At 71.5% G+C, this 19430-nt stretch carries 20 protein-coding genes, 4 tRNA genes and 1 pseudogene; 20 read left to right on the plus strand and 5 right to left on the minus strand.

What is annotated here, in order from left to right; genetic code table 11:
- The first annotated feature begins 21 nt into the window (after positions 1 to 21).
- The 4 genes from ACZ4M3_RS30555 to ACZ4M3_RS30570 all read left to right on the plus strand — a co-directional run bounded on the left by ACZ4M3_RS30555 (position 22) and on the right by ACZ4M3_RS30570 (position 430).
- A tRNA-Glu gene (locus ACZ4M3_RS30555) sits at positions 22 to 94 on the plus strand.
- 64 nt (positions 95 to 158) lie between these two features.
- Positions 159 to 231: transfer RNA gene (locus ACZ4M3_RS30560), tRNA-Glu, on the plus strand.
- 27 nt (positions 232 to 258) lie between these two features.
- Positions 259 to 330 (plus strand) — tRNA-Gln (locus ACZ4M3_RS30565).
- A 27-nt stretch (positions 331 to 357) separates the two neighbouring features.
- Positions 358 to 430: transfer RNA gene (locus ACZ4M3_RS30570), tRNA-Glu, on the plus strand.
- 172 nt (positions 431 to 602) lie between these two features.
- Here ACZ4M3_RS30570 and ndgR read toward each other — a convergent pair.
- Positions 603 to 1319 (minus strand): IclR family transcriptional regulator NdgR, encoded by a 717-nt coding sequence (gene ndgR / locus ACZ4M3_RS30575; RefSeq protein ID WP_467738101.1) that lies wholly within the window; start codon positions 1317 to 1319, stop codon positions 603 to 605.
- 185 nt (positions 1320 to 1504) lie between these two features.
- On the opposite strand from ndgR, the gene leuC reads away from it, so the two are divergent.
- The 4 genes from leuC to ACZ4M3_RS30595 all read left to right on the plus strand — a co-directional run bounded on the left by leuC (position 1505) and on the right by ACZ4M3_RS30595 (position 4710).
- Entirely contained in the window at positions 1505 to 2929 is a 1425-nt protein-coding gene (gene leuC / locus ACZ4M3_RS30580) for a 3-isopropylmalate dehydratase large subunit (RefSeq protein ID WP_467738103.1), read from the plus strand.
- A 3-nt stretch (positions 2930 to 2932) separates the two neighbouring features.
- Positions 2933 to 3526: a 3-isopropylmalate dehydratase small subunit gene (gene leuD, locus ACZ4M3_RS30585; protein ID WP_467738105.1), complete on the plus strand. Its 594-nt coding sequence runs from the start codon at positions 2933 to 2935 to the stop codon at positions 3524 to 3526.
- A gap of 137 nt (positions 3527 to 3663) precedes the next feature.
- On the plus strand, positions 3664 to 3891 hold the full coding sequence (locus tag ACZ4M3_RS30590; protein WP_136213320.1) for an SCO5555 family protein: 228 nt from the start codon (positions 3664 to 3666) through the stop codon (positions 3889 to 3891).
- A 144-nt stretch (positions 3892 to 4035) separates the two neighbouring features.
- The gene (locus ACZ4M3_RS30595) at positions 4036 to 4710 is read left to right on the plus strand and encodes an HU family DNA-binding protein (RefSeq protein WP_467738107.1); all 675 of its coding nucleotides are present in this window, start codon (positions 4036 to 4038) and stop codon (positions 4708 to 4710) included.
- Positions 4711 to 5029: 319 nt separating this feature from the next.
- Here the strand turns inward: ACZ4M3_RS30595 and cofC are convergent.
- Positions 5030 to 5656 (minus strand): annotated as a pseudogene (gene cofC, locus ACZ4M3_RS30600) (2-phospho-L-lactate guanylyltransferase); the annotation flags it as partial.
- A 219-nt stretch (positions 5657 to 5875) separates the two neighbouring features.
- Between cofC and ACZ4M3_RS30605 the strand changes: the two are divergent.
- Genes ACZ4M3_RS30605 through ACZ4M3_RS30615 form a run of 3 tightly spaced genes read left to right on the plus strand, consistent with a single transcriptional unit; the run spans position 5876 to position 8829 of the window.
- Complete coding sequence (locus ACZ4M3_RS30605; protein WP_467738109.1) at positions 5876 to 6628, plus strand: lysophospholipid acyltransferase family protein; 753 nt, start codon at positions 5876 to 5878, stop codon at positions 6626 to 6628.
- Positions 6625 to 7635 carry an NAD(P)H-dependent glycerol-3-phosphate dehydrogenase gene (locus ACZ4M3_RS30610; protein ID WP_467738111.1) on the plus strand — a complete coding sequence of 337 codons (1011 nt, stop codon included), beginning with the start codon at positions 6625 to 6627 and terminating at the stop codon, positions 7633 to 7635. Before ACZ4M3_RS30605 ends, ACZ4M3_RS30610 begins: the two co-directional genes overlap by 4 nt.
- A gap of 39 nt (positions 7636 to 7674) precedes the next feature.
- Positions 7675 to 8829: a D-alanine--D-alanine ligase family protein gene (locus ACZ4M3_RS30615; protein WP_453356493.1), complete on the plus strand. Its 1155-nt coding sequence runs from the start codon at positions 7675 to 7677 to the stop codon at positions 8827 to 8829.
- 83 nt (positions 8830 to 8912) lie between these two features.
- On the opposite strand, the gene ACZ4M3_RS30620 is transcribed toward ACZ4M3_RS30615, so the two are convergent.
- Together ACZ4M3_RS30620 and ACZ4M3_RS30625 are read right to left on the minus strand one after the other, a co-directional pair.
- Positions 8913 to 9413: a DUF3515 domain-containing protein gene (locus tag ACZ4M3_RS30620; protein WP_467738322.1), complete on the minus strand. Its 501-nt coding sequence runs from the start codon at positions 9411 to 9413 to the stop codon at positions 8913 to 8915.
- A gap of 22 nt (positions 9414 to 9435) precedes the next feature.
- Positions 9436 to 9669, minus strand: coding sequence for an Lrp/AsnC ligand binding domain-containing protein (locus ACZ4M3_RS30625; RefSeq protein WP_453357185.1), 234 nt, complete (start codon positions 9667 to 9669; stop codon positions 9436 to 9438).
- Positions 9670 to 9914: 245 nt separating this feature from the next.
- On the opposite strand from ACZ4M3_RS30625, the gene ACZ4M3_RS30630 reads away from it, so the two are divergent.
- Complete coding sequence (locus ACZ4M3_RS30630) at positions 9915 to 10898, plus strand: thiamine-phosphate kinase (RefSeq protein ID WP_467738113.1); 984 nt, start codon at positions 9915 to 9917, stop codon at positions 10896 to 10898.
- The gene (gene thiD / locus ACZ4M3_RS30635) at positions 10895 to 11707 is read left to right on the plus strand and encodes a bifunctional hydroxymethylpyrimidine kinase/phosphomethylpyrimidine kinase (protein ID WP_467738115.1); all 813 of its coding nucleotides are present in this window, start codon (positions 10895 to 10897) and stop codon (positions 11705 to 11707) included. Before ACZ4M3_RS30630 ends, thiD begins: the two co-directional genes overlap by 4 nt.
- Positions 11708 to 11855: 148 nt before the next feature.
- Here the strand turns inward: thiD and rpmB are convergent, their stop codons facing one another.
- Positions 11856 to 12041, minus strand: coding sequence for a 50S ribosomal protein L28 (gene rpmB, locus ACZ4M3_RS30640; RefSeq protein WP_007266795.1), 186 nt, complete (start codon positions 12039 to 12041; stop codon positions 11856 to 11858).
- Positions 12042 to 12271: 230 nt separating this feature from the next.
- Between rpmB and ACZ4M3_RS30645 the strand changes: the two genes are divergently transcribed.
- The 7 genes from ACZ4M3_RS30645 (at position 12272) to rpmF (ending at position 19428) form a co-directional block, all read left to right on the plus strand.
- On the plus strand, positions 12272 to 13918 hold the full coding sequence (locus tag ACZ4M3_RS30645; protein WP_467738117.1) for a DAK2 domain-containing protein: 1647 nt from the start codon (positions 12272 to 12274) through the stop codon (positions 13916 to 13918).
- Positions 13919 to 13944: 26 nt separating this feature from the next.
- Complete coding sequence (gene recG, locus ACZ4M3_RS30650) at positions 13945 to 16146, plus strand: ATP-dependent DNA helicase RecG (RefSeq protein ID WP_467738119.1); 2202 nt, start codon at positions 13945 to 13947, stop codon at positions 16144 to 16146.
- 72 nt (positions 16147 to 16218) lie between these two features.
- Positions 16219 to 16797, plus strand: coding sequence for a 16S rRNA (guanine(966)-N(2))-methyltransferase RsmD (gene rsmD / locus ACZ4M3_RS30655; protein WP_467738121.1), 579 nt, complete (start codon positions 16219 to 16221; stop codon positions 16795 to 16797).
- Positions 16798 to 16826: 29 nt separating this feature from the next.
- The gene (gene coaD / locus ACZ4M3_RS30660; protein WP_467738324.1) at positions 16827 to 17306 is read left to right on the plus strand and encodes a pantetheine-phosphate adenylyltransferase; all 480 of its coding nucleotides are present in this window, start codon (positions 16827 to 16829) and stop codon (positions 17304 to 17306) included.
- 103 nt (positions 17307 to 17409) lie between these two features.
- Positions 17410 to 18456 carry an ATP synthase F0 subunit B gene (locus ACZ4M3_RS30665; protein ID WP_467738123.1) on the plus strand — a complete coding sequence of 349 codons (1047 nt, stop codon included), beginning with the start codon at positions 17410 to 17412 and terminating at the stop codon, positions 18454 to 18456.
- A 145-nt stretch (positions 18457 to 18601) separates the two neighbouring features.
- Positions 18602 to 19252, plus strand: a complete 651-nt coding sequence (locus ACZ4M3_RS30670) for a YceD family protein (RefSeq protein ID WP_361310236.1) — start codon at positions 18602 to 18604, stop codon at positions 19250 to 19252.
- Between the two features lie 2 nt (positions 19253 to 19254).
- Positions 19255 to 19428: a 50S ribosomal protein L32 gene (gene rpmF, locus ACZ4M3_RS30675; RefSeq protein ID WP_003965982.1), complete on the plus strand. Its 174-nt coding sequence runs from the start codon at positions 19255 to 19257 to the stop codon at positions 19426 to 19428.
- Positions 19429 to 19430 lie beyond the last annotated feature (2 nt).

Consider the following 19430-nt stretch of genomic DNA (forward strand, 5'->3'; position numbering starts at 1 on the left):
GCAGCAGTAACGCAGTGCTTTGCCCCCGTTGTGTAGCGGCCTAGCACGCCGCCCTCTCAAGGCGGTAGCGCCGGTTCGAATCCGGTCGGGGGTACAGATCCTTCCCGCAAGACCTCCACTTGGGTAGCTCCCGGACGTCTTGATGCAGGATCGCTAGGGCCCCCGTTGTGTAGCGGCCTAGCACGCCGCCCTCTCAAGGCGGTAGCGCCGGTTCGAATCCGGTCGGGGGTACTATGTCTAGCATGGTCTAGACCACTATGGGCTATAGTGTAATTGGCAACACGAGGGTTTCTGGTTCCCTTATTCTAGGTTCGAGTCCTGGTAGCCCAGCGCAGTGCAGCAGTAACGCAGTGCTTTGCCCCCGTTGTGTAGCGGCCTAGCACGCCGCCCTCTCAAGGCGGTAGCGCCGGTTCGAATCCGGTCGGGGGTACAGGTGGGAGAGGCCCTCCGCGATCATCGCGGAGGGCCTCTTCGTCATGTCCGGACCGCGAGCCGGAGCCGGGCGCGGACAGAAGTACGGGCCCGGAGGCGCGTGTTCGGACGTGTGCGGCGTCGTACGCGCTCCCGGGCCCGGAGGGGGCGGGGGGAAGGGTGGGGCGGGGTCAGCCGGTGCGGCGCAGGGCCTCGGTCAGCCGGCCGGCGGCGTCGATGACCGCCTGGGCGTGCATCCGTCCGGGATGCCGGGTCAGGCGCTCGATCGGGCCGGAGACCGACACCGCGGCCACCACCCGGTTCGACGGCCCGCGCACCGGCGCCGAGACGGAGGCCACGCCGGGCTCCCGCTCGCCGATCGACTGGGCCCAGCCGCGGCGCCGTACGCCCGACAGGGCGGTCGCCGTGAAGCGCGCGCCCTGTAGCCCGCGGTGGAGCCGCTCGGGCTCCTCCCAGGCCATCAGGATCTGCGCGGCCGAGCCGGCCTTCATCGGGAGCGTGGAGCCCACCGGGACGGTGTCCCGCAGGCCCGACAGCCGCTCGGCCGCGGCCACGCAGATGCGCATGTCGCCCTGACGCCGGTAGAGCTGCGCGCTCTCGCCCGTCACGTCGCGGAGGTGGGTGAGCACCGGTCCGGCCGTGGCCAGCAGGCGGTCCTCGCCGGCCGCGGCGGCAAGCTCTGCCAGCCGCGGACCGAGGATGAACCGGCCCTGCATGTCCCTCGCCACCATCCGGTGGTGTTCCAGTGCCACGGCAAGGCGATGTGCCGTGGGTCGTGCGAGCCCTGTCGCCGCGACCAGCCCGGCGAGGGTGGCCGGACCGGACTCCAGTGCGCTCAGTACCAGAGCTGCCTTGTCGAGAACGCCGACGCCGCTAGAGTTGTCCATGAAACGATATTCACGTCTCACACTGTGAAACGCAAGTTCAATTTTTCCAAGAACCAGCGAGTCTGTATGTGCGGGTCCACGAACCACTGGGTCCGAGCCGTCGTCCGGGACGTGGGGTACGGGCGGTACAGGCGCACGAAATCTCTATGAAGCGCCGGCACAACCGGCCGGCCGGAGGGAAAGCGATGGGTAGGACACTCGCGGAGAAGGTCTGGGACGACCATGTCGTCCGGCGCGCCGAGGGCGAGCCCGATCTCCTCTTCATCGATCTGCACCTGCTGCACGAGGTGACCAGCCCCCAGGCCTTCGAGGGCCTGCGTCAGGCCGGCCGCAAGGTCCGTCGCCTGGACCTCACCATCGCGACCGAGGACCACAACACCCCCACCATCGACATCGACAAGCCGATCGCGGACCCGGTCTCCCGGGCCCAGCTGGAGACGCTGCGCCGCAACTGCGCCGAGTTCGAGGTCCGCCTGCACTCGCTGGGCGACGTCGAGCAGGGTGTCGTCCACGTGGTGGGACCGCAGCTGGGACTGACCCAGCCCGGCACCACCGTGGTCTGCGGCGACTCGCACACCTCCACGCACGGCGCCTTCGGCGCGCTGGCCTTCGGCATCGGCACCAGCCAGGTCGAGCACGTGCTGGCGACCCAGACGCTGCCGCTGGCCCGCCCCAAGACGATGGCGATCACCGTCACCGGCGCGCTGGCCGAGGGCGTCACCGCCAAGGACCTCATCCTGGCGATCATCGCCAAGATCGGCACCGGCGGCGGCCAGGGCTACATCCTGGAATACCGCGGCGAGGCCATCGAGAAGCTGTCGATGGAAGCCCGCATGACCATCTGCAACATGTCGATCGAGGCCGGCGCCCGCGCGGGCATGATCGCCCCCGACCAGACCACCTTCGACTACCTCCAGGGCCGCGACCACGCCCCCGAGGGCGAGGACTGGGACGCGGCGGTCGCCTACTGGAAGACGCTGCGCACCGACGACGACGCCGTCTTCGACGCCGAGGTCGTCATCGACGGCGCCGCGCTGTCCCCGTTCGTCACCTGGGGCACCAACCCGGGCCAGGGCGCTCCCCTGTCGGCCAGCGTCCCCGACCCGGCTTCGTACGAGGACGCTTCGGAGCGCCTCGCCGCCGAAAAGGCCCTGGAGTACATGGGGTTGACGGCCGGGCAGCCGCTGCGCGACATCAAGGTCGACACCGTCTTCGTAGGTTCCTGCACCAACGGCCGGATCGAGGACCTGCGCGCCGTGGCGGGCATCGTAGAGGGCCGCAAAGTCGCCGACGGCGTACGGATGCTGGTCGTCCCGGGTTCCGTCCGGGTCGCGCTCCAGGCCGTGGCGGAGGGGCTGGACAAGGTCTTCAAGGAGGCCGGGGCCGAATGGCGGCACGCGGGCTGCTCGATGTGCCTGGGCATGAACCCCGACCAACTGGCTCCCGGTGAGCGCTCCGCGTCCACCTCCAACCGCAACTTCGAGGGCCGTCAGGGCAAGGGCGGGCGCACCCACCTGGTCTCCCCGCAGGTGGCCGCCGCGACCGCGGTACTGGGCCACCTGGCCTCGCCCGCCGACCTGTCCGACGTCACCGCCCCCGCCGGAGTCTGAATCATGGAAGCTTTCACCACCCACACCGGCCGGGCCGTCCCGCTGCGCCGCAGCAACGTCGACACCGACCAGATCATCCCGGCCCACTGGCTGAAGAAGATCACCCGCGACGGGTTCGAGGACGGGCTCTTCGAGGCCTGGCGCAAGGACCCGGAGTTCGTCACCAACCGTCCGGAGCGGGCCGGCGCGACCGTGCTGGTCGCCGGCCCCGACTTCGGCACCGGCTCCTCGCGCGAGCACGCCGTCTGGGCCCTGCAGAACTTCGGCTTCAAGACCGTCATCTCCTCGCGCTTCGCCGACATCTTCCGCGGCAACTCGCTGAAGAACGGTCTGCTGACCGTGGTGCTGCCGCAGGAGACCGTCGAGCGGCTGTGGCAGCTGACCGAGGCGGACCCCACCGCGGAGATCACGGTCGACCTGGTGGACCGCAAGGTCCGAGCCGAAGGCGTCGAGGCGGAGTTCGAACTGGACGACAACGCCCGCTGGCGTCTGCTGGAGGGTCTGGACGACATCTCCCTCACCCTTCAGAACGAAGCGGACATCGCCACGTACGAAAGCACCCGGCCCGCCTTCAAGCCGCGCACGATTCGCTCGTGATTCCAGCCTGATCAGCACTTATTCGCCCTCGGGTGATCACATCGCCCACACTGTGCCCTCCGCCTTCCGGCGGGGGGCACAGCCGTGTGTTGAGGCCCCGTGAGGCGACAACTCGCCCCAGATGGCACAATCTGTGCATGGAACGCGACAGTCAACTTGAGCTCTACGAAGTGGTCGCGAACCGATTGAAAGAAGCACACGCAAGGGTGCGCACGCTGCAAGTCCCGGAGGGCGTAAGGATGGCGCTGTCCCGGAAGCTGTTGGTCGTCACGGCCGCGGCGAAGCACGATCTCGCCGATGCGGCAAGGCGCCTGGACAGGTTGATGAAGGACCTCGACGAGGGTCGATTCCCTGAAGGCGACTGATGCGAAGGAACTCCGTAACGGCTTACAACGTTGCGGCACTAGGGTGATTAGCCCGTTTCGTGTTTGATTTGCGGTATATATCCGCCTAACGTGCGAAATAAGCTTGAACACATTCGTTCTGGCGAAGTCTCCGAAGGGGAAGACGTGAACAAGGCGCAGCTCGTAGAAGCGATTGCCGACAAGCTCGGCGGCCGCCAGCAGGCCGCGGACGCGGTCGACGCGGTACTGGACGCCATGGTCCGCGCGGTCGTCGCGGGCGACCGGGTCTCGGTCACCGGCTTCGGCTCGTTCGAGAAGGTCGACCGTCCGGCCCGCTACGCCCGTAACCCGCAGACGGGTGAGCGCGTCCGGGTCAAGAAGACCTCGGTTCCCCGGTTCCGTGCGGGCCAGGGCTTCAAGGACCTGGTCAGCGGCACCAAGAAGCTCCCCAAGGGCGGAGAGGTCGCCGTCAAGAAGGCGCCCAAGGGCAGCCTTTCGGGCGCGCCGCCCATCATCGCCAAGGCCGTCGGCAAGAAGGCCACCGCGAAGAAGACGGCGGCCAAGTCGACCTCCGCGCGGAAGACCACCACCGCCGCCGCCACCAAGAAGGCCGTCAGCAAGAAGACGACCGCGGCCGCCAAGAAGACCACCGCCGCGAAGAAGACGGCGGCGGGTCCCTCCACCGCCGCGGCGAAGAAGACCACCGCCAAGAAGGCCACGTCCACGGCCAAGAAGACGGCTCCGGCGGCCAAGAAGACCACCGCGAAGACCACCGCGCCCGCCAAGAAGACGACGGCGCGCAAGACCACCGCGAAGAAGACCACCGCCCGCAAGAAGTAACCGGGGCACGAGTCACACACGCCGGGCCGGCTTCCCCACGGCGGGGAAGCCGGCCCGCGGTGCGTTCACGCGGCGGGTCCCCGCAGGTGGGAGGGGTACGCCGGCCGGGCAGGCCCCGTCAGAAGGTCTGCAGGGTGACCAGGGTGATGCGCAGCTCCGCGCCGGAGCCCTCCGTCTCGATCCGCACGCGCTGCCCGGGACGCAGCAGCCGCAGGCCGCCCGCGTCGAACGCCGCGGCCTCGAAGGGCACCGGGGTGCCGTCGTCCAGCAGCACACTGCCGCTGCGGGTCTGGGAGTCGTACGTGTACGCGGTCGCCTGCATACCGGCACTGTATCGGGCCGTGTGCGGGCCCACCCCGAGGGCGAGGGCCGTACGCAGATCGGCGCCCGTGTCCACGTCCCGGCGGACGCTGTCGACGCCGGTCAGGGCGATTTCCACGGCCCCGGACGCCGAATGCCTGGCCCGTGACGGGCCGCCGAACGAGGGCGCCAATTCCACGTCCGGAGCAGCGGAAAGCAGGGTCGTCCCGATTCCCGCCGCATCGGCCAGAAAAGCCCGCGGAAATGCCGAAGCGGTATCGAGCACGCGTAGCAATTCGGGCGGCCGCAGCGCGGGCAGGTCCGCGTTCAGCGCGGCCACCGCCGACCCGGGCCGGCCCGACCGTACGGCCCGGGCCCCGTGGGCCAGCGCCGCGTTGAGGCCCGCCCCCGGCGCGTCCGGGACGATCCGCGCCCCCAGCCGCGCCAGTTCCGCACCCGCCGCGGCGTCATCCGTGACGACCACCACATCCGCCACCGCCGCGCAGGCCAGCGCCCCCGCCACGGTGTCCTGGGCGAAGGCCAGTGCGAGCCCCGGGCGGGAGCCGCCGACGGCCGCCGCCAGCCGGCTCTTGGCCAGTGCCAGCGGCTTCAAGGGGATCACCAGAGTCCAGACGGCGTTCGTCACGGCCCCCTTCCCTCCGGTGCGCCCCCGCACGCGTTCCGGCCGTGTTCAGGTCACGGCCCGGTCATCACCGGGCCCATTGTCCCCTCCGCCCGGGCACGGGTGGGCCCCGCGGTCCGGGCGGGGCGTACGGTGTTCTCGACAGAGACCGGACCTGGGGCGACACTTGTCCGGCCCGTGAGGTGCCCACGCCGTGCCCCGGTCCTAGAGGAAGGTGTCCGAGTGTCCCGCCGCAGAATCGGCTTCTGGTACCGCCTGGCGGCGGTCATCGCGAAACCGCCGCTGGTAGTGCTCTTCAAGCGGGACTGGCGGGGAATGCACCACATTCCGGCCGACGGCGGTTTTATCACCGCCGTCAATCACAACTCGTACCTGGACCCGCTGTCCTACGCGCACTTCCAGTACAACACCGGCCGGGTGCCGCGGCTGCTCGCGAAGGCGGGCCTGTTCAAGGTGCCTTTCGTCGGCATGATCCTGCGCGGCTCGGGCCAGATCCCCGTCTACCGCGAGACCACCAACGCCCTGGACGCGTTCCGGGCGGCCGTCGCCGCCATCGAACGCGGGGAATGCGTGGCCTTTTACCCGGAGGGCACCCTGACCCGGGACCCGGCGATGTGGCCCATGGCCGGCAAGACCGGCGTGGCGCGGGTGGCGCTGGTGACCAAGGCGCCCGTCATCCCGGTGGCCCAGTGGGGCGCGAACCTCGCGATGCCGCCCTACGCCAAGGAGAACAAGGTCAGCCTGTTCCCCCGCAAGACCCTCCAGGTGCTCGCCGGACCGCCCGTGGACCTCTCCGAGTTCTACGACCGGGAACCCACCCCCGACGTGCTCAAGGCTGCCACCGAGGCCATCATGGCGGCCGTCACCGGGCTGCTGGAGGAGCTGCGCGGCGAGAAGGCGCCCGAGCAGCCGTACGACCACCGCAAGGCCAGGGCGGAGCAGCGGCGCAAGGCCGCGGGGGAGGGCATCAAGTGACACGTCCCGTGAAGGCGGCCGTCTACGGAACCGGCTCCTGGGGCACGGCGTTCGCCATGGTCCTCGCCGACGCCGGCTGCGAGGTGACCCTCTGGGGCCGCCGCAAGGAGCTGGCCGACGCCGTCAACACCGGCCGGACCAACCCGGACTACCTGCCCGGCGTCGAACTCCCCGCGAACATCCGGGCCACCACGGACGCGGCCGAAGCCGCCGACGGGGCCGGCTTCACGGTCCTCGCCATCCCCTCCCAGACCCTGCGCGGCAACCTGGCCGCGTGGGCGCCGCTGCTGGCCCCCGACACCGTGCTGGTCTCCCTGATGAAGGGCATCGAACTCGGCACCTGCGAGCGGATGAGCGAGGTCATCGCCGAGGTCGCCGGCGTCTCGGCCGAGCGCGTCGCCGTCGTCACCGGTCCCAACCTGGCCCGTGAGATCGCCGCCCGCCAGCCCGCCGCCTCCGTGGTCGCCTGCGTGGACGAGGGCGTCGCCCAGCGCCTCCAGGCCGCCTGCCACACCCCGTACTTCCGCCCGTACACCAACACCGACGTCGTCGGCTGCGAGCTCGGCGGAGCCGTCAAGAACGTCATCGGCCTCGCCGTCGGCATCGCGGACGGCATGGGCCTGGGCGACAACACCAAGGGCTCGCTCATCACCCGGGGCCTCGCCGAGACCACCCGCCTCGGCCTGGCCATGGGCGCGGACCCGCTCACCTTCTCCGGCCTCGCGGGCCTCGGCGACCTGGTCGCCACCTGCTCCTCGCCGCTCTCCCGCAACCACACCTTCGGCACCAACCTCGGCCGCGGGATGACCCTGGAGGAGACCATCGCGGTCACCAAGCAGACCGCGGAAGGGGTCAAGTCATGCCAGTCGGTGGCAGATCTGGCCCACCGGCACGGAGTGGACATGCCGATCACCGAGACGGTCGTCGACATCGTGCACCACGGCAAGCCCACGCTGGTCGCACTGAAGGAACTCATGGGCCGCAGCGCCAAACCGGAACGCCGCTGAGTCCTTTCCGGACGTGCGAGCGGGTACTCTCGTGGCGATATGAGCAGCGAGAACCTCCCCCAGACCCCTGAGCAGCAGGGCCGCAAGCCCCGCGTGGCCGTCGTGTTCGGCGGCCGCAGCTCGGAACACGCCATCTCGGTCGTCACCGCGGGCGCCGTGCTGCGCTCCATCGACCGGTCCAAGTACGAGGTGCTGCCCATCGGCATCACCACGGACGGCCGGTGGGCGCTGACCGCCGACGAGCCCGCCCGGATGGCCATCGCCGACCGGAAGCTCCCGAACGTCGACGAGCTCGCGGACTCCGAGGAGGGCGCCGTCGTCCTGTCCGTCGACCCCGCCAACCGCGAGGTCGTCTACACCGAGCCGGGCGCCGTTCCCAAGGCCCTGGGCGAGGTCGACGTCGTCTTCCCCGTGCTGCACGGCCCGTACGGCGAGGACGGCACCCTCCAGGGGCTGCTGGAACTCGCCGGCGTCCCGTACGTCGGTTCGGGCGTCCTCGCCTCGGCCGTCGGCCAGGACAAGGACTACATGAAGCGGGTGTTCACCTCCTTCGGGCTGAACGTCGGCCCGTACGTGACCGTCCGCCCCCGCGAGTGGGCCGACCCGGACGCCGCCCGCGGCAAGATCCTGGACTTCGCCGCCGAGCACGGCTGGCCGCTGTTCATCAAGCCCGCCCGGGCCGGGTCCTCCATCGGCATCACCAAGGTCGACGACGCCTCCGCCCTGGACGCCGCCGTCGCCGAGGCCCAGCGCCACGACCCGAAGATCATCGTGGAGGCGCTGCTGCGCGGCCGCGAGATCGAGTGCGGCGTGCTGGAATTCGAGGACGGCCCCCGCGCGAGCGCCCCGGCCGAGATCCCCCCGGTGTCCAGCCACGACTTCTACGACTTCGAGGCGAAGTACATCGACTCGGCCTCCGGGATCGTGCCCGCCCCGCTCACCCCCGAGCAGACCGCCGAGGTGCAGCGGCTCGCCGTCGAGGCCTTCGAGGCCGCTTCGTGCGAGGGCCTGGTGCGCGCCGACTTCTTCCTCACCGAGGACGGCACCTTCGTCATCAACGAGATCAACACCATGCCGGGCTTCACCCCCATCTCCATGTACCCGCGCATGTGGCAGGAGTCGGGCGTCGAGTACCCGGAGCTGGTCGACCTGCTGATCCAGGCCGCCCTGCGCCGCTCCACCGGACTGCGCTGAGCCCGCCGAGGCCGCACGCACGAAAGGACCGCCCGCCGGAACTCCGGCGGGCGGTCCTCGTGGAAACGGGGCCGGGCGGCCCCTCAGTAGGAGGAGATGCCCTCGGGAACGGTCTTGGCGATCGCCGCGGACAGCCCGACCAGCATCTGCGCGTCGGTGGCGTGCTCCTTGTCCACCCGGACCTCGGTGTACGCCAGCCGCAGCCCGGTCGTGAACCGGTAACCGCCGCCCTCGCCGTCGGGCACCTGCTCCACCAGCCAGCCCACCCCGTTGACGTCGACGCCGTCCGCATTCGGATCGGCCATCTTCGGGGGCTTGGGGATACCGCACCGCAGTACGATCGCCGAGCCGCCCCACGCGGCGGTCAGCGGCGACTCGGGTGTGGTGCCGGTCCGCTCCAGGCCGGCCACCGTGTCCGGGAGCTCCTTGTGCAGTGCCGCACAGAGTCCCGCGACATCGGCGGGCGGCGTGGGCGGTGGGTCCAGCCGGGCCCGGGAACCGCCCGGGGCGCAGCCCGCGAGGGCCAGCAGGGCGGTACAGGCGGGCAGGGCCAGCAGACGCAGCGGCCGGTGGTGGACAGACATCACCGGCCAAGACTAGACGGGGCTACAGATGGACGACCGGGCAGGTCAAGGTGCGGGTGATCCCCTCCACCTGCTGGACCTTGGCGACCACCATGCGGCCGAGATCGTCGACGGTGTCGGCCTGGGCGCGCACGATCACGTCGTACGGGCCCGTGACGTCCTCGGCTTGGATCACCCCCGCGATCTGGCCGATGGACTCGGCGACGGACGACGCCTTGCCCACCTCGGTCTGGATAAGGATGTACGCCTGTACCACGGAACCTCCAGGGCGGCCACGAGGATCATTTCCCCTAACCTTCGGATGGGCCCTGGAACTGCGGGTGGGCCCGGGGAAGAAGGGACGCCACGGTACCGCGTCGCCGAGCGCCGCGGGGAGACCCGCGAGCCCGGCACCGCGCACGGCGGGGCGCACATGGAGCAGAAGTTGACGTATCTGTTGACGGTACCCAGAGCTGTGACGGCTCGCGACCGCAAGCGGACTGGGCAAGAAGGGGCACAGCGATGAAGGGCACTGTGGGCGAGCTGGGGGAGTTCGGGCTCATTCGGGAGCTCACCTCACGGCTCACCACCACCCCGGCGGTCCGGCTCGGACCCGGGGACGACGCCGCGGTGGTGTCGGCCCCCGACCGGCGGGTCGTGGCGAGTACGGACATCCTGCTGGAAGGCCGGCACTTCCGGCGCGACTGGTCCACGGCGTACGACGTCGGCCGCAAGGCCGCCGCCCAGAACCTCGCCGACATCGCCGCCATGGGCGCGGTGCCGACCGCGCTCCTGCTCGGCCTCGTCGTACCGGCGGAACTGCCGGTGACCTGGCCCACCGAGCTGATGGACGGCATCCGCGACGAGTGCCAGGTGGCCGGCGCGGCCGTGGTCGGCGGCGACGTCGTACGCGGTGACACCATCACCGTCGCCATCACCGCCCTCGGCGACCTGCGCAACCACGAACCGGTGCTGCGCTCCGGCGCCCGGCCCGGCGACGTGGTGGCCGTCACCGGATGGCTGGGCTGGTCCGCGGCCGGTTTCGCCGTGCTCTCGCGCGGCTTCCGCTCCCCGCGGGCCTTCGTGGAGGCCCACCGGCGCCCCGAACCGCCCTACCACGCGGGCCCCGCCGCCGCCGGACTCGGCGCCACCGCCATGACCGACGTCAGTGACGGCCTCGTCGCCGACCTCGGGCACATCGCCGAGGCCAGCAAGGTACGGATCGACCTGCGCTCGGCGGCCGTCGACATCCCGAGCCAGATGTACGACATCGGCCAGGCCGTCGGAGTCGACCCGCTCCAGTGGGTGCTCACGGGCGGCGAGGACCACGCCATCGTGGCGACCTTCCCGCCCGACGTGAAGCTGCCCGCCCGCTGGAAGGTCATCGGCGAGGTGCAGAACCGCTCCGCGCTGCCCCAGGTGACCGTCGACGGCGCCCCCTGGACCAGCACCGGCGGCTGGGACCACTTCGGCGCCGACCCGGCCGCCGAGGAGCCCCTGCGGTGAACCGTCCGCCGCTGTGCCTGACCGTCGCCGGATCCGACTCCGGGGGCGGCGCCGGCATCCAGGCCGACCTCAAGACGATGCTGGCGCTCGGCGTGCACGGGATGAGCGTCGTCACCGCCGTGACCGCCCAGAACTCGCTCGGCGTGCAGGGGGCCTGGGAACTGCCCGCCGAAGCCGTCAGGGCCCAGTACCGGGCCGTGGTGGACGACATCGGGGTGCAGGCGGTCAAGACCGGGATGCTGTCCTCGGCGGTCCTCGTGGAGACGGTGGCCGAGCTCCTCGCCGGCACCGCGGCCCCGGCGGTCGTCGACCCGGTGGGCGTCTCCAAGCACGGCGACGCGCTGCTCGCCGCCTCCGCGCTGGACGCCGTACGGGAGGAGCTGCTGCCCCGGGCCACGGTCGCGACCCCGAACCTCGACGAGGTGGCGCAGCTCACCGGGGTCGTGGTCGGGAACGAGGACGACATGCGGCGGGCCGCCGACGCGGTCCTCGGCTTCGGACCCCGCTGGGCCCTGATCAAGGGCGGCCACCTGGCGGCGCCCGGCGACCAGGCCGTGGACCTGCTGACCGACGGCGCCGCGGAACACTGGCTGCGCGCGCCCCGCTACGACAACCGGCACACCCACGGCACGGGATGCACCCTGGCCAGCGCCGTCGCGGCGGGCCTCGCCCGGGGCCTGGACGTGCCCGCCGCCGTCACGGCGGCCAAGGAGTACGTCACCGGTGCCATCGCGGCCGGCTTCGCCCTCGGCGCGGGCATCGGCCCGGTGGACCACGCCTGGCGGTGGCGGGCCCAGGACCCGGCCTGAAGCAGGGGCCCGGAAACGGCGGAGGGGGCGGGGCCGGTGACTCCACCGGCCCCGCCCCCTCCGCGCGGGGCAAGGCAAAAGGCCGGCCCACGAGGTGGACCGGCCTTCTTGGCAACCGGAAAGGGCTGCGCTACGACGACGAGAGGCGTCAGCGCGAGACCTTGCCGGCCTTGATGCACGAGGTGCAGGCGTTGAGGCGCTTCGGCGTCCCATTGACCACGGCACGGACGCGCTGGATGTTCGGGTTCCAGCGACGCGAGGTGCGGCGGTGCGAGTGGGAGATGTTGTTGCCGAAGCTCGGCCCCTTGGCGCAAACGTCGCAGTTGGCAGCCACAGGTCACTCCAAAGACTTCAGATGCACTTACAGTGAATCCGGCGCACCGGAATCAGAGATCCGAAGTGGTTTGCCGGGGGAAATGGCCCGACTCTCATCGGGCAACCGGAGCAGCATACAACGACTGCGCCCGTCCAAGAAAACTACCATGGGCTCCGCCGGCCCCGTCCCGGGCGGCCGGCCTTCGTTACCCTGCGGTGAACCCTGGCCCGCACAAGGAGGAACGCCCGGTGCCGCACGAGCCGCAGCTGCAGCCCGCCGACGAGCTCGACGCCGAAGCGGTGCGCACCTGGAGTTCGCTGGCCCTGGCCGCCCTGGACCGGGCCCGCGAGGACATCGACGCCATCAACGTCTACCCCGTCGCGGACGCCGACACCGGCACCAACCTCTACCTCACCGCCGAGTCCGCCGACCGCGAGCTGGCCGCCGCCTTCGAGGAGGTGACCCCGGCCACGCCCGCCCCCTCGCTCCCCGAAGCCGTACGGGCCTACGCGCACGGCGCCCTCATAGGCGCCCGGGGCAACTCCGGGACGATCCTCGCGCAGCTGCTGCGCGGGGTGGCCGACGTACTCGGCACCGAACCGGGGGGCCGGGCACCGGGCCCGATGCTCGCGCAGGCCCTGGCCCGGGCCGCGGAAGAGGCGTACCAGGCCGTCGCGCACCCGGTCGAGGGCACCATGCTCACCGTCGCCACCGCCGCGGCGCGGGCCGCCGGGGCCGCCGCGGGGACCGCCGCCGACGTGGCCCGGGCCGCCTACGACGGGGCCCGCGCCGCCCTGGCCGAGACCCCGGGACAGCTGGCCGCGCTCGGCCGGGCCGGCGTGGTCGACGCCGGGGGCTGCGGGGTGGTCGCCGTACTCGGGGCGCTGTGGCAGGCCCTGTCCGGCCAGGAGCCCGCCCCGGAGCCGGTGCGGGGCCGGGCCGTGCCCGTACCGCAGCCGCCGCAGCCCTGCGAGGCGACGGAGCTGGGCGGGCCCGGGTACGAGGTGATCTACCTGCTGGAGGCCACCGAAGCCGCAGTGGCGACCCTGCGGGCCCGGCTCGACGGACTGGGCGACTCGCTGGTCGTGGTCGGCGGCGAGGGGCTGTGGAACGTCCACGTCCACGTCGACGACCCCGGGGCGGCCGTGGAGGCCGGAGTGGTCGCCGGGCGGCCCTACCGCATCCGCATCACCCACTTCGGCGACGAGCGGCGCCGCGCCCGGACCGAGCGCGCCCAGCGGGCCGTGGTCGCCGTGGTCCCCGGCGAGGGGCTGGCCGGCCTCTGCGCGGACGCGGGCGCGACCACCGTCCTGGCCCGGCCCGGGGAGGCACCGGCGGTCGCCGAACTCGCCGACGCGATCCGGCGGGCCCACGCCCGCGAGGTGGTGGTGCTCCCCAGCGGCACCGAGTGGCGCGCGGCGGCCGCCGCGGCGGCCGAGGAGGCCCGGGCCGACGGCGTGCGCGTGGCCGTGATCCCCGCCCGCTCGGCGGTCCAGGGCCTGGCCGCCCTCGCCGTGCACGACCCGGACGCCACCTTCGACGAGGACGTGGTGGCCATGACGGCGGCCGCGGGCGCCACCCGCTACGGGGAGCTGGCCGTCGCCGAACGGCGGTCCTTCACCTCCGCCGGCATCTGCCAGGCCGGGGACGTGCTCGGCCTCATCGACGGCGACATCGCCGTCATCGGAACCGGCCTGCCGGAGACCGCGGAGGCCGTCCTGGCGCGGATGCTCGGCTCCGGCGGTGAACTCGTCACCCTCGTCCTCGGACCGGAGGTCCCCGACGCGCTCGCCGCGCGCCTGGAGGCGTACGTCCAGCACGGGCACCTGGCCGTCGACACCGTCACCTACCGCGGCGGCCGCTACTCGGCGCCGCTGCTCATCGGGGTCGAATAGCCGCGTTGTCGGCGCCATGGTGTGCAATGGAACACGTGCCCGCGCTCGACGAAGACCTCAAGAAGACCCTCGGCCCCGCCACCGCCAAGGTGCTGGCCGAGCAGCTCGGCCTGCACACGGCCCTGGACCTGCTCCACCACTACCCGCGGCGGTACGCGGAGCGCGGCGAGCTCACACCCCTCGCCGACCTCGCCGACCAGCTCGACGAGCACGTGACGGTCGTCGCGCAGGTCGCCGACGCGAGACTCCTCACCTACCAGGGCGGCCGGGGCGGCGGGAAACGCCTCGAAGTCACCATCACCGACGGCAGCGGCCGGCTCCAGCTGGTCTTCTTCGGCTCGGGGGTCCACAAACCGCACAAGGACCTGCTGCCCGGCAGCCGCGCCATGTTCGCGGGCAAGGTCTCCAAGTTCAACCACAAGCTCCAGCTCGCCCACCCCGCCTACGAGCCGCTCGGCAAGGAGGCGGAGGACGTCGGCGGCGCCGCGGCCGCCTTCGCGAACCAGCTCATCCCGATCTACCCGGCCTGCAAGCAGCTGGAGTCATGGAAGATCGCCAAATGCGTGGACGCGGTACTGCCCAGGGTCCAGGAGACCGTGGACCCGCTGCCTCCCGCGCTGCGCGAGGGGCGCGGCCTGATCCCGCTCCCCGAAGCACTGGTGAAGATCCACCGGCCGGCCGCCAAGGCCGACATCGAGGACGCCCGCCAACGCCTCAAGTGGGACGAGGCCTTCGTCCTCCAAGTCGCCCTGGCCCGCCGCCGGCACGCCGACTCCCAGCTCCCGGCCGTCGCCCGCCGCCCCGCCCCCGGCGGCCTGCTCGACGCCTTCGACGCGAAGCTGCCCTTCACCCTCACCGAGGGCCAGCAGACCGTCTCGAAGGAGATCTTCGACGACCTCGCCACCGAACACCCCATGCACCGCCTCCTCCAGGGCGAGGTCGGCTCCGGCAAGACGATGGTCGCGCTGCGGGCCATGCTCGCCGTCGTGGACTGCGGCGGGCAGGCCGCGATGCTCGCGCCCACCGAGGTGCTCGCCCAGCAGCACCACCGCTCCATCACCGAGATGATGGGCGAGCTCGCCGAGGGCGGGATGCTCGGCGGCGCCGACCGGGGAACCAAGGTCGTGCTGCTCACCGGCTCCATGGGGATGCCCGCGCGCCGCCAGGCGCTCCTCGACCTGGTCACCGGCGAGGCCGGCATCGTCATCGGCACGCACGCCCTGATCGAGGACAAGGTGCGCTTCCACGACCTCGGCCTGGTCGTGGTCGACGAACAGCACCGCTTCGGCGTCGAACAGCGCGACGCCCTGCGGTCCAAGGGCAAACAGCCGCCCCACCTGCTGGTCATGACCGCCACCCCGATCCCGCGCACGGTCGCCATGACCGTCTTCGGCGACCTGGAGACCTCCGTCCTGGACCAGCTGCCCGCCGGACGCTCCCCGATCGCGACGCACGTGGTCCCCGCCAAGGACAAGCCGCACTTCCTCGCCCGCGCCTGGGAGCGGGTCCGCGAGGAGGTCGAGAACGGCCACCAGGCGTACGTGGTCTGCCCGCGCATCGGGGACGCGGAGGACGACGCCAAGAAGAAGTCCGCCGAGGACGAGAGCGAGAAGCGGCCGCCGCTGGCCGTCCTGGAGATCGCCGAACAGCTGGTCAAGGGGCCGCTCGCCGGACTGTCTGTCGAGGTGCTGCACGGCCGGATGGACCCCGCCGACAAGGACGACGTCATGCGGCGCTTCGCCGCGGGCGAGGTCAAGGTGCTGGTGGCCACCACCGTCATCGAGGTCGGGGTGAACGTGCCGAACTCCACCGTGATGGTGATCATGGATGCGGACCGGTTCGGCGTCTCGCAGCTCCACCAGTTGCGCGGCCGCGTCGGCCGCGGCTCCGCGCCCGGCCTGTGCCTGCTGGTCAGCGAGATGCACGAGGCCAGCCCCGCCCGCGCCCGGCTCGCCGCCGTCGCCGCCACCCTCGACGGCTTCGAGCTGTCCCGGATCGACCTGGAGCAGCGCCGCGAGGGCGACGTCCTCGGCCAGGCCCAGTCGGGCGTGCGCTCCTCGCTGCGGATGCTCGCGGTCATCGAGGACGAGGAGGTCATCGCCCAGGCCCGCGAGGAAGCCACCCGCGTGGTCGCCGAGGACCCGGAGCTCACCCGGCTGCCCGGACTGCGCACCGCGCTCGACGCCCTGCTGGACACCGAGCGCGAGCAGTACCTGGAGAAGGGCTGACCGGTACGACATATCGTGGGAGCCCCGGGCACCCCGCCCCTCCACCGCCCTCCGCACCCCCGAAGGACCCAGATGACCCGCGTGATCGCCGGCAGCGCCGGCGGGCGACGGCTGGCCGTGCCGCCCGGCACCGGCACCCGCCCGACCTCGGACCGGATGCGCGAAGGGCTCTTCTCCACCTGGGAGTCCCTGCACGGCGTGCCGGGCTCCCGCGTGCTGGACCTGTACGCCGGCTCCGGCGCGGTCGGTCTGGAGGCGCTCTCGCGCGGCGCCGACCACGCCCTGCTGGTCGAGCCCGACGCGAAGGCCGCCAAGGCGATCCGCGACAACATCAAGGCGGTCGGCCTGCCGGGCGCCGAATTCCGGGCCGGGAAAGCGGAACAGATCGTCGCGGCGGCCGCGCACGCGCAGCCGTACGACATCGTGTTCCTGGACCCGCCCTACGCCGTCGGACACGACGATCTTGGGGAGATCCTGCTCACACTCCGGTCCAATGGCTGGCTCACGGACGACGCACTGGTCACCGTGGAACGCAGCACCAGGAGCGGTGCCTTCCCTTGGCCGGACGGGTTCGAGCCGCTCCGGTCGCGGAAGTACGGCGAAGGCACCCTTTGGTACGGTCGCGCCGCCTTCACCAGCGAAGAATCATGATGCCCGCACCGGAGAGCGAGGGACTTCACTTGCGCCGCGCCGTCTGTCCCGGGTCGTTCGACCCCATCACCAACGGACACCTCGACATCATCGGCCGGGCCTCCCGGCTCTACGACGTCGTCCACGTAGCCGTGATGATCAACCAGTCCAAGAAGGGACTGTTCACCGTCGAGGAGCGGATCGAGCTGATCCGCGAGGCGACGGCCGACTACGGCAACGTAGAGGTCGAGTCCTTCCACGGGCTGCTCGTCGACTTCTGCAAGCAGCGGGACATCCCGGCGATCGTCAAGGGCCTGCGCGCCGTCAGCGACTTCGACTACGAGCTCCAGATGGCCCAGATGAACATCGGTCTCTCGGGCGTCGAAACGTTGTTCGTGCCGACCAACCCCACCTACAGCTTCCTGTCGTCCTCCCTGGTCAAGGAGGTCGCGGCCTGGGGCGGTGACGTCGCCCACCTGCTGCCCGCCCACGTGCACGCGGCGCTGCTCGCGCGACTCGCGGAACGCTGACCGCCGGGCGTTGCGACAGCCGTTCCCGCGTGGTCACCCGGCGGCCTTACAGTCGTCCCGTCCGACTCGGGAACCGCCCGAGGCCGAGAGAGTGCGAGCCCCCATGGACGTCCAGAAGAAGCTCGACGAGATCGTCGCGGCCGTCAACGGCGCCCGGTCCATGCCCATGTCGGCCTCCTGCGTGATCAACCGCGCGGAGCTGCTCGCCGGGCTGGAAGAGGTCCGCAAGGCGCTCCCCGGCTCGCTCGCACAGGCACAGGAGCTCATCGGCGGCCGGGACCAGATGGTGGAGGAGGCCCGGCGGGAGGCGGACCGCATCATCGAGTCCGCGCACGCCCAGCGCGGTTCGCTGATTTCCGACACCGAGATCGCCCGGCGCGCGCAGGCCGAGGCCGACCGGATCCTGGCGGACGCCCGCCGGGAGGCCGGCGAGATCCGGGCCGAGGCGGACGACTACGTCGACAGCAAGCTCGCGAACTTCGAGGTCGTGCTCAGCAAGACCATCGGCTCCGTGGACCGGGGCCGCGAGAAGCTGCTGGGGCGCGGCCCGGGGCTGGACGAGCACGGGTACCCCGAGACGGACGCCCCCGAGCGCAGCAGCGACCCGCAGACGCAGCGCGAGCAGGCGGACGCGTACGTGGACACCAAGCTGGCGACCTTCGAAGCGGTGCTCTCCAAGACCTTGGAGGCCGTCGGCCGGGGCCGCCAGAAGCTGCTGGGCCGGGCGCCGACGGACGACCTCGGCGCGCACATGGCCGCCCAGGACGCGGCGGGCGCCGCGCAGTCCCGCTCGGCGAGCGACGCGGACTTCCTGGCGGGCCTCGCCGAACCGGCAGCCCCGGCCGTGGCCCCCGTACCCGCCCAGGCCCGGCAGGAACCGGTCTACGAGGCGTACGCGTACGGGCAGCAGCCGCAGGCGCAGCAAGAGCCGCAGCACGACCCGTACGCCGGTTACCAGGCCCCGTACGGCTACCAGCAGCAGGCCCAGCAGCAGGACCCGTACGGCATGTCCTACCCGCAGCAGCCGGACCCCTACGCGGCCTACCACCAGCCCCAGGACCCCCAGCAGCCCGCGCTCGACGAGACCAGCTTCTTCGACACGAGCATGATCAACCTGGACCAGCTGCGGCAGTACGGGCAGGGACGCTAGGCCGGATTGGGCGCTGGGCACGGCGCCGGGTATCCTGGCTGTTCGGTCGCGCGTATGCACCGCGATCCATGCTGCCCTTGAGCGGCTCAGCCTCTTGAGTGCAGCAAGTCTGATCTTCAGCGATCTGTGAAAGCAGGAACCGGCCCTGAGTACCCACCTTGACCACCGCAACCCCCTCGTGTTCGACACGCACGAGCTGGGTCGGCGTCCTGGTGCCATGCAGCGGCTGTCCCGCGAGGTCGCGGCGCCGGCGGACCTCGGTCTCGCCGACGTCATCGGAGTGCCGGAAGGCGCCCCGCTGAAGCTCAGCCTCCGCATGGAATCGGTCATGGAAGGGGTGCTCGTCACAGGCACCGCTCGTGGCCGCGCCGTGGGGGAGTGCGTAAGGTGTCTGGAGTCCGTCGAGCGCGAGCTCAAGGCAGACTTCCAGGAGATGTTCTCGTACCCTGACGCCGACGACCGGAGCCGCTCCAAGGCGGAGCCGGCCGACGACGCCGAGGACGACGAGGACACGCTCCACCTTGAGGACGGCTTGTTCGACCTCGAACCCGTGCTGCGTGACGTGGTGGTGCTCGCACTGCCGCTGCAGCCGGTGTGCCGGGAGGACTGTCTCGGACTGTGCCCGGAATGCGGGCTCAATCTGAACGAGGACCCGGACCACCACCATGACGCCGTCGACATCCGTTGGGCGGCTCTGCAGGAACTCGTCGTGACCGATCAGGACGACGAGAAGGACAACATGAGCGGCACTGCATCTGACGGAGTTCAGAGCGCCGCCGAGAAGCAGGAGAAGTAGCCGTGGCTGTTCCGAAGCGGAAGATGTCGCGCAGCAACACGCGCCACCGCCGGTCGCAGTGGAAGGCTGCGGTCCCCACCCTGGTTTCGTGTGAGCGTTGCCAGGAGCCGAAGCTCCAGCACATTGCGTGCCCGAGCTGCGGCACCTACAACAAGCGCCAGGTCCTCGAGGTCTGAGC

The organism is Streptomyces sp. NPDC026522, assembly GCF_055567555.1.

Excerpts from the sequence above, each read along its gene's own strand:
- ndgR (WP_467738101.1), bottom strand. The coding sequence starts at position 1,319 with ATGGACAACTCTAGCGGCGTCGGCGTTCTCGACAAGGCAGCTCTGGTA.
- leuC (WP_467738103.1), top strand. The coding sequence starts at position 1,505 with ATGGGTAGGACACTCGCGGAGAAGGTCTGGGACGACCATGTCGTCCGG.
- leuD (WP_467738105.1), top strand. The coding sequence starts at position 2,933 with ATGGAAGCTTTCACCACCCACACCGGCCGGGCCGTCCCGCTGCGCCGC.
- ACZ4M3_RS30590 (WP_136213320.1), top strand. The coding sequence starts at position 3,664 with ATGGAACGCGACAGTCAACTTGAGCTCTACGAAGTGGTCGCGAACCGA.
- ACZ4M3_RS30615 (WP_453356493.1), top strand. The coding sequence starts at position 7,675 with ATGAGCAGCGAGAACCTCCCCCAGACCCCTGAGCAGCAGGGCCGCAAG.
- ACZ4M3_RS30620 (WP_467738322.1), bottom strand. The coding sequence starts at position 9,413 with ATGTCTGTCCACCACCGGCCGCTGCGTCTGCTGGCCCTGCCCGCCTGT.
- ACZ4M3_RS30630 (WP_467738113.1), top strand. The coding sequence starts at position 9,915 with ATGAAGGGCACTGTGGGCGAGCTGGGGGAGTTCGGGCTCATTCGGGAG.
- recG (WP_467738119.1), top strand. The coding sequence starts at position 13,945 with ATGGAACACGTGCCCGCGCTCGACGAAGACCTCAAGAAGACCCTCGGC.
- rsmD (WP_467738121.1), top strand. The coding sequence starts at position 16,219 with ATGACCCGCGTGATCGCCGGCAGCGCCGGCGGGCGACGGCTGGCCGTG.
- ACZ4M3_RS30665 (WP_467738123.1), top strand. The coding sequence starts at position 17,410 with ATGGACGTCCAGAAGAAGCTCGACGAGATCGTCGCGGCCGTCAACGGC.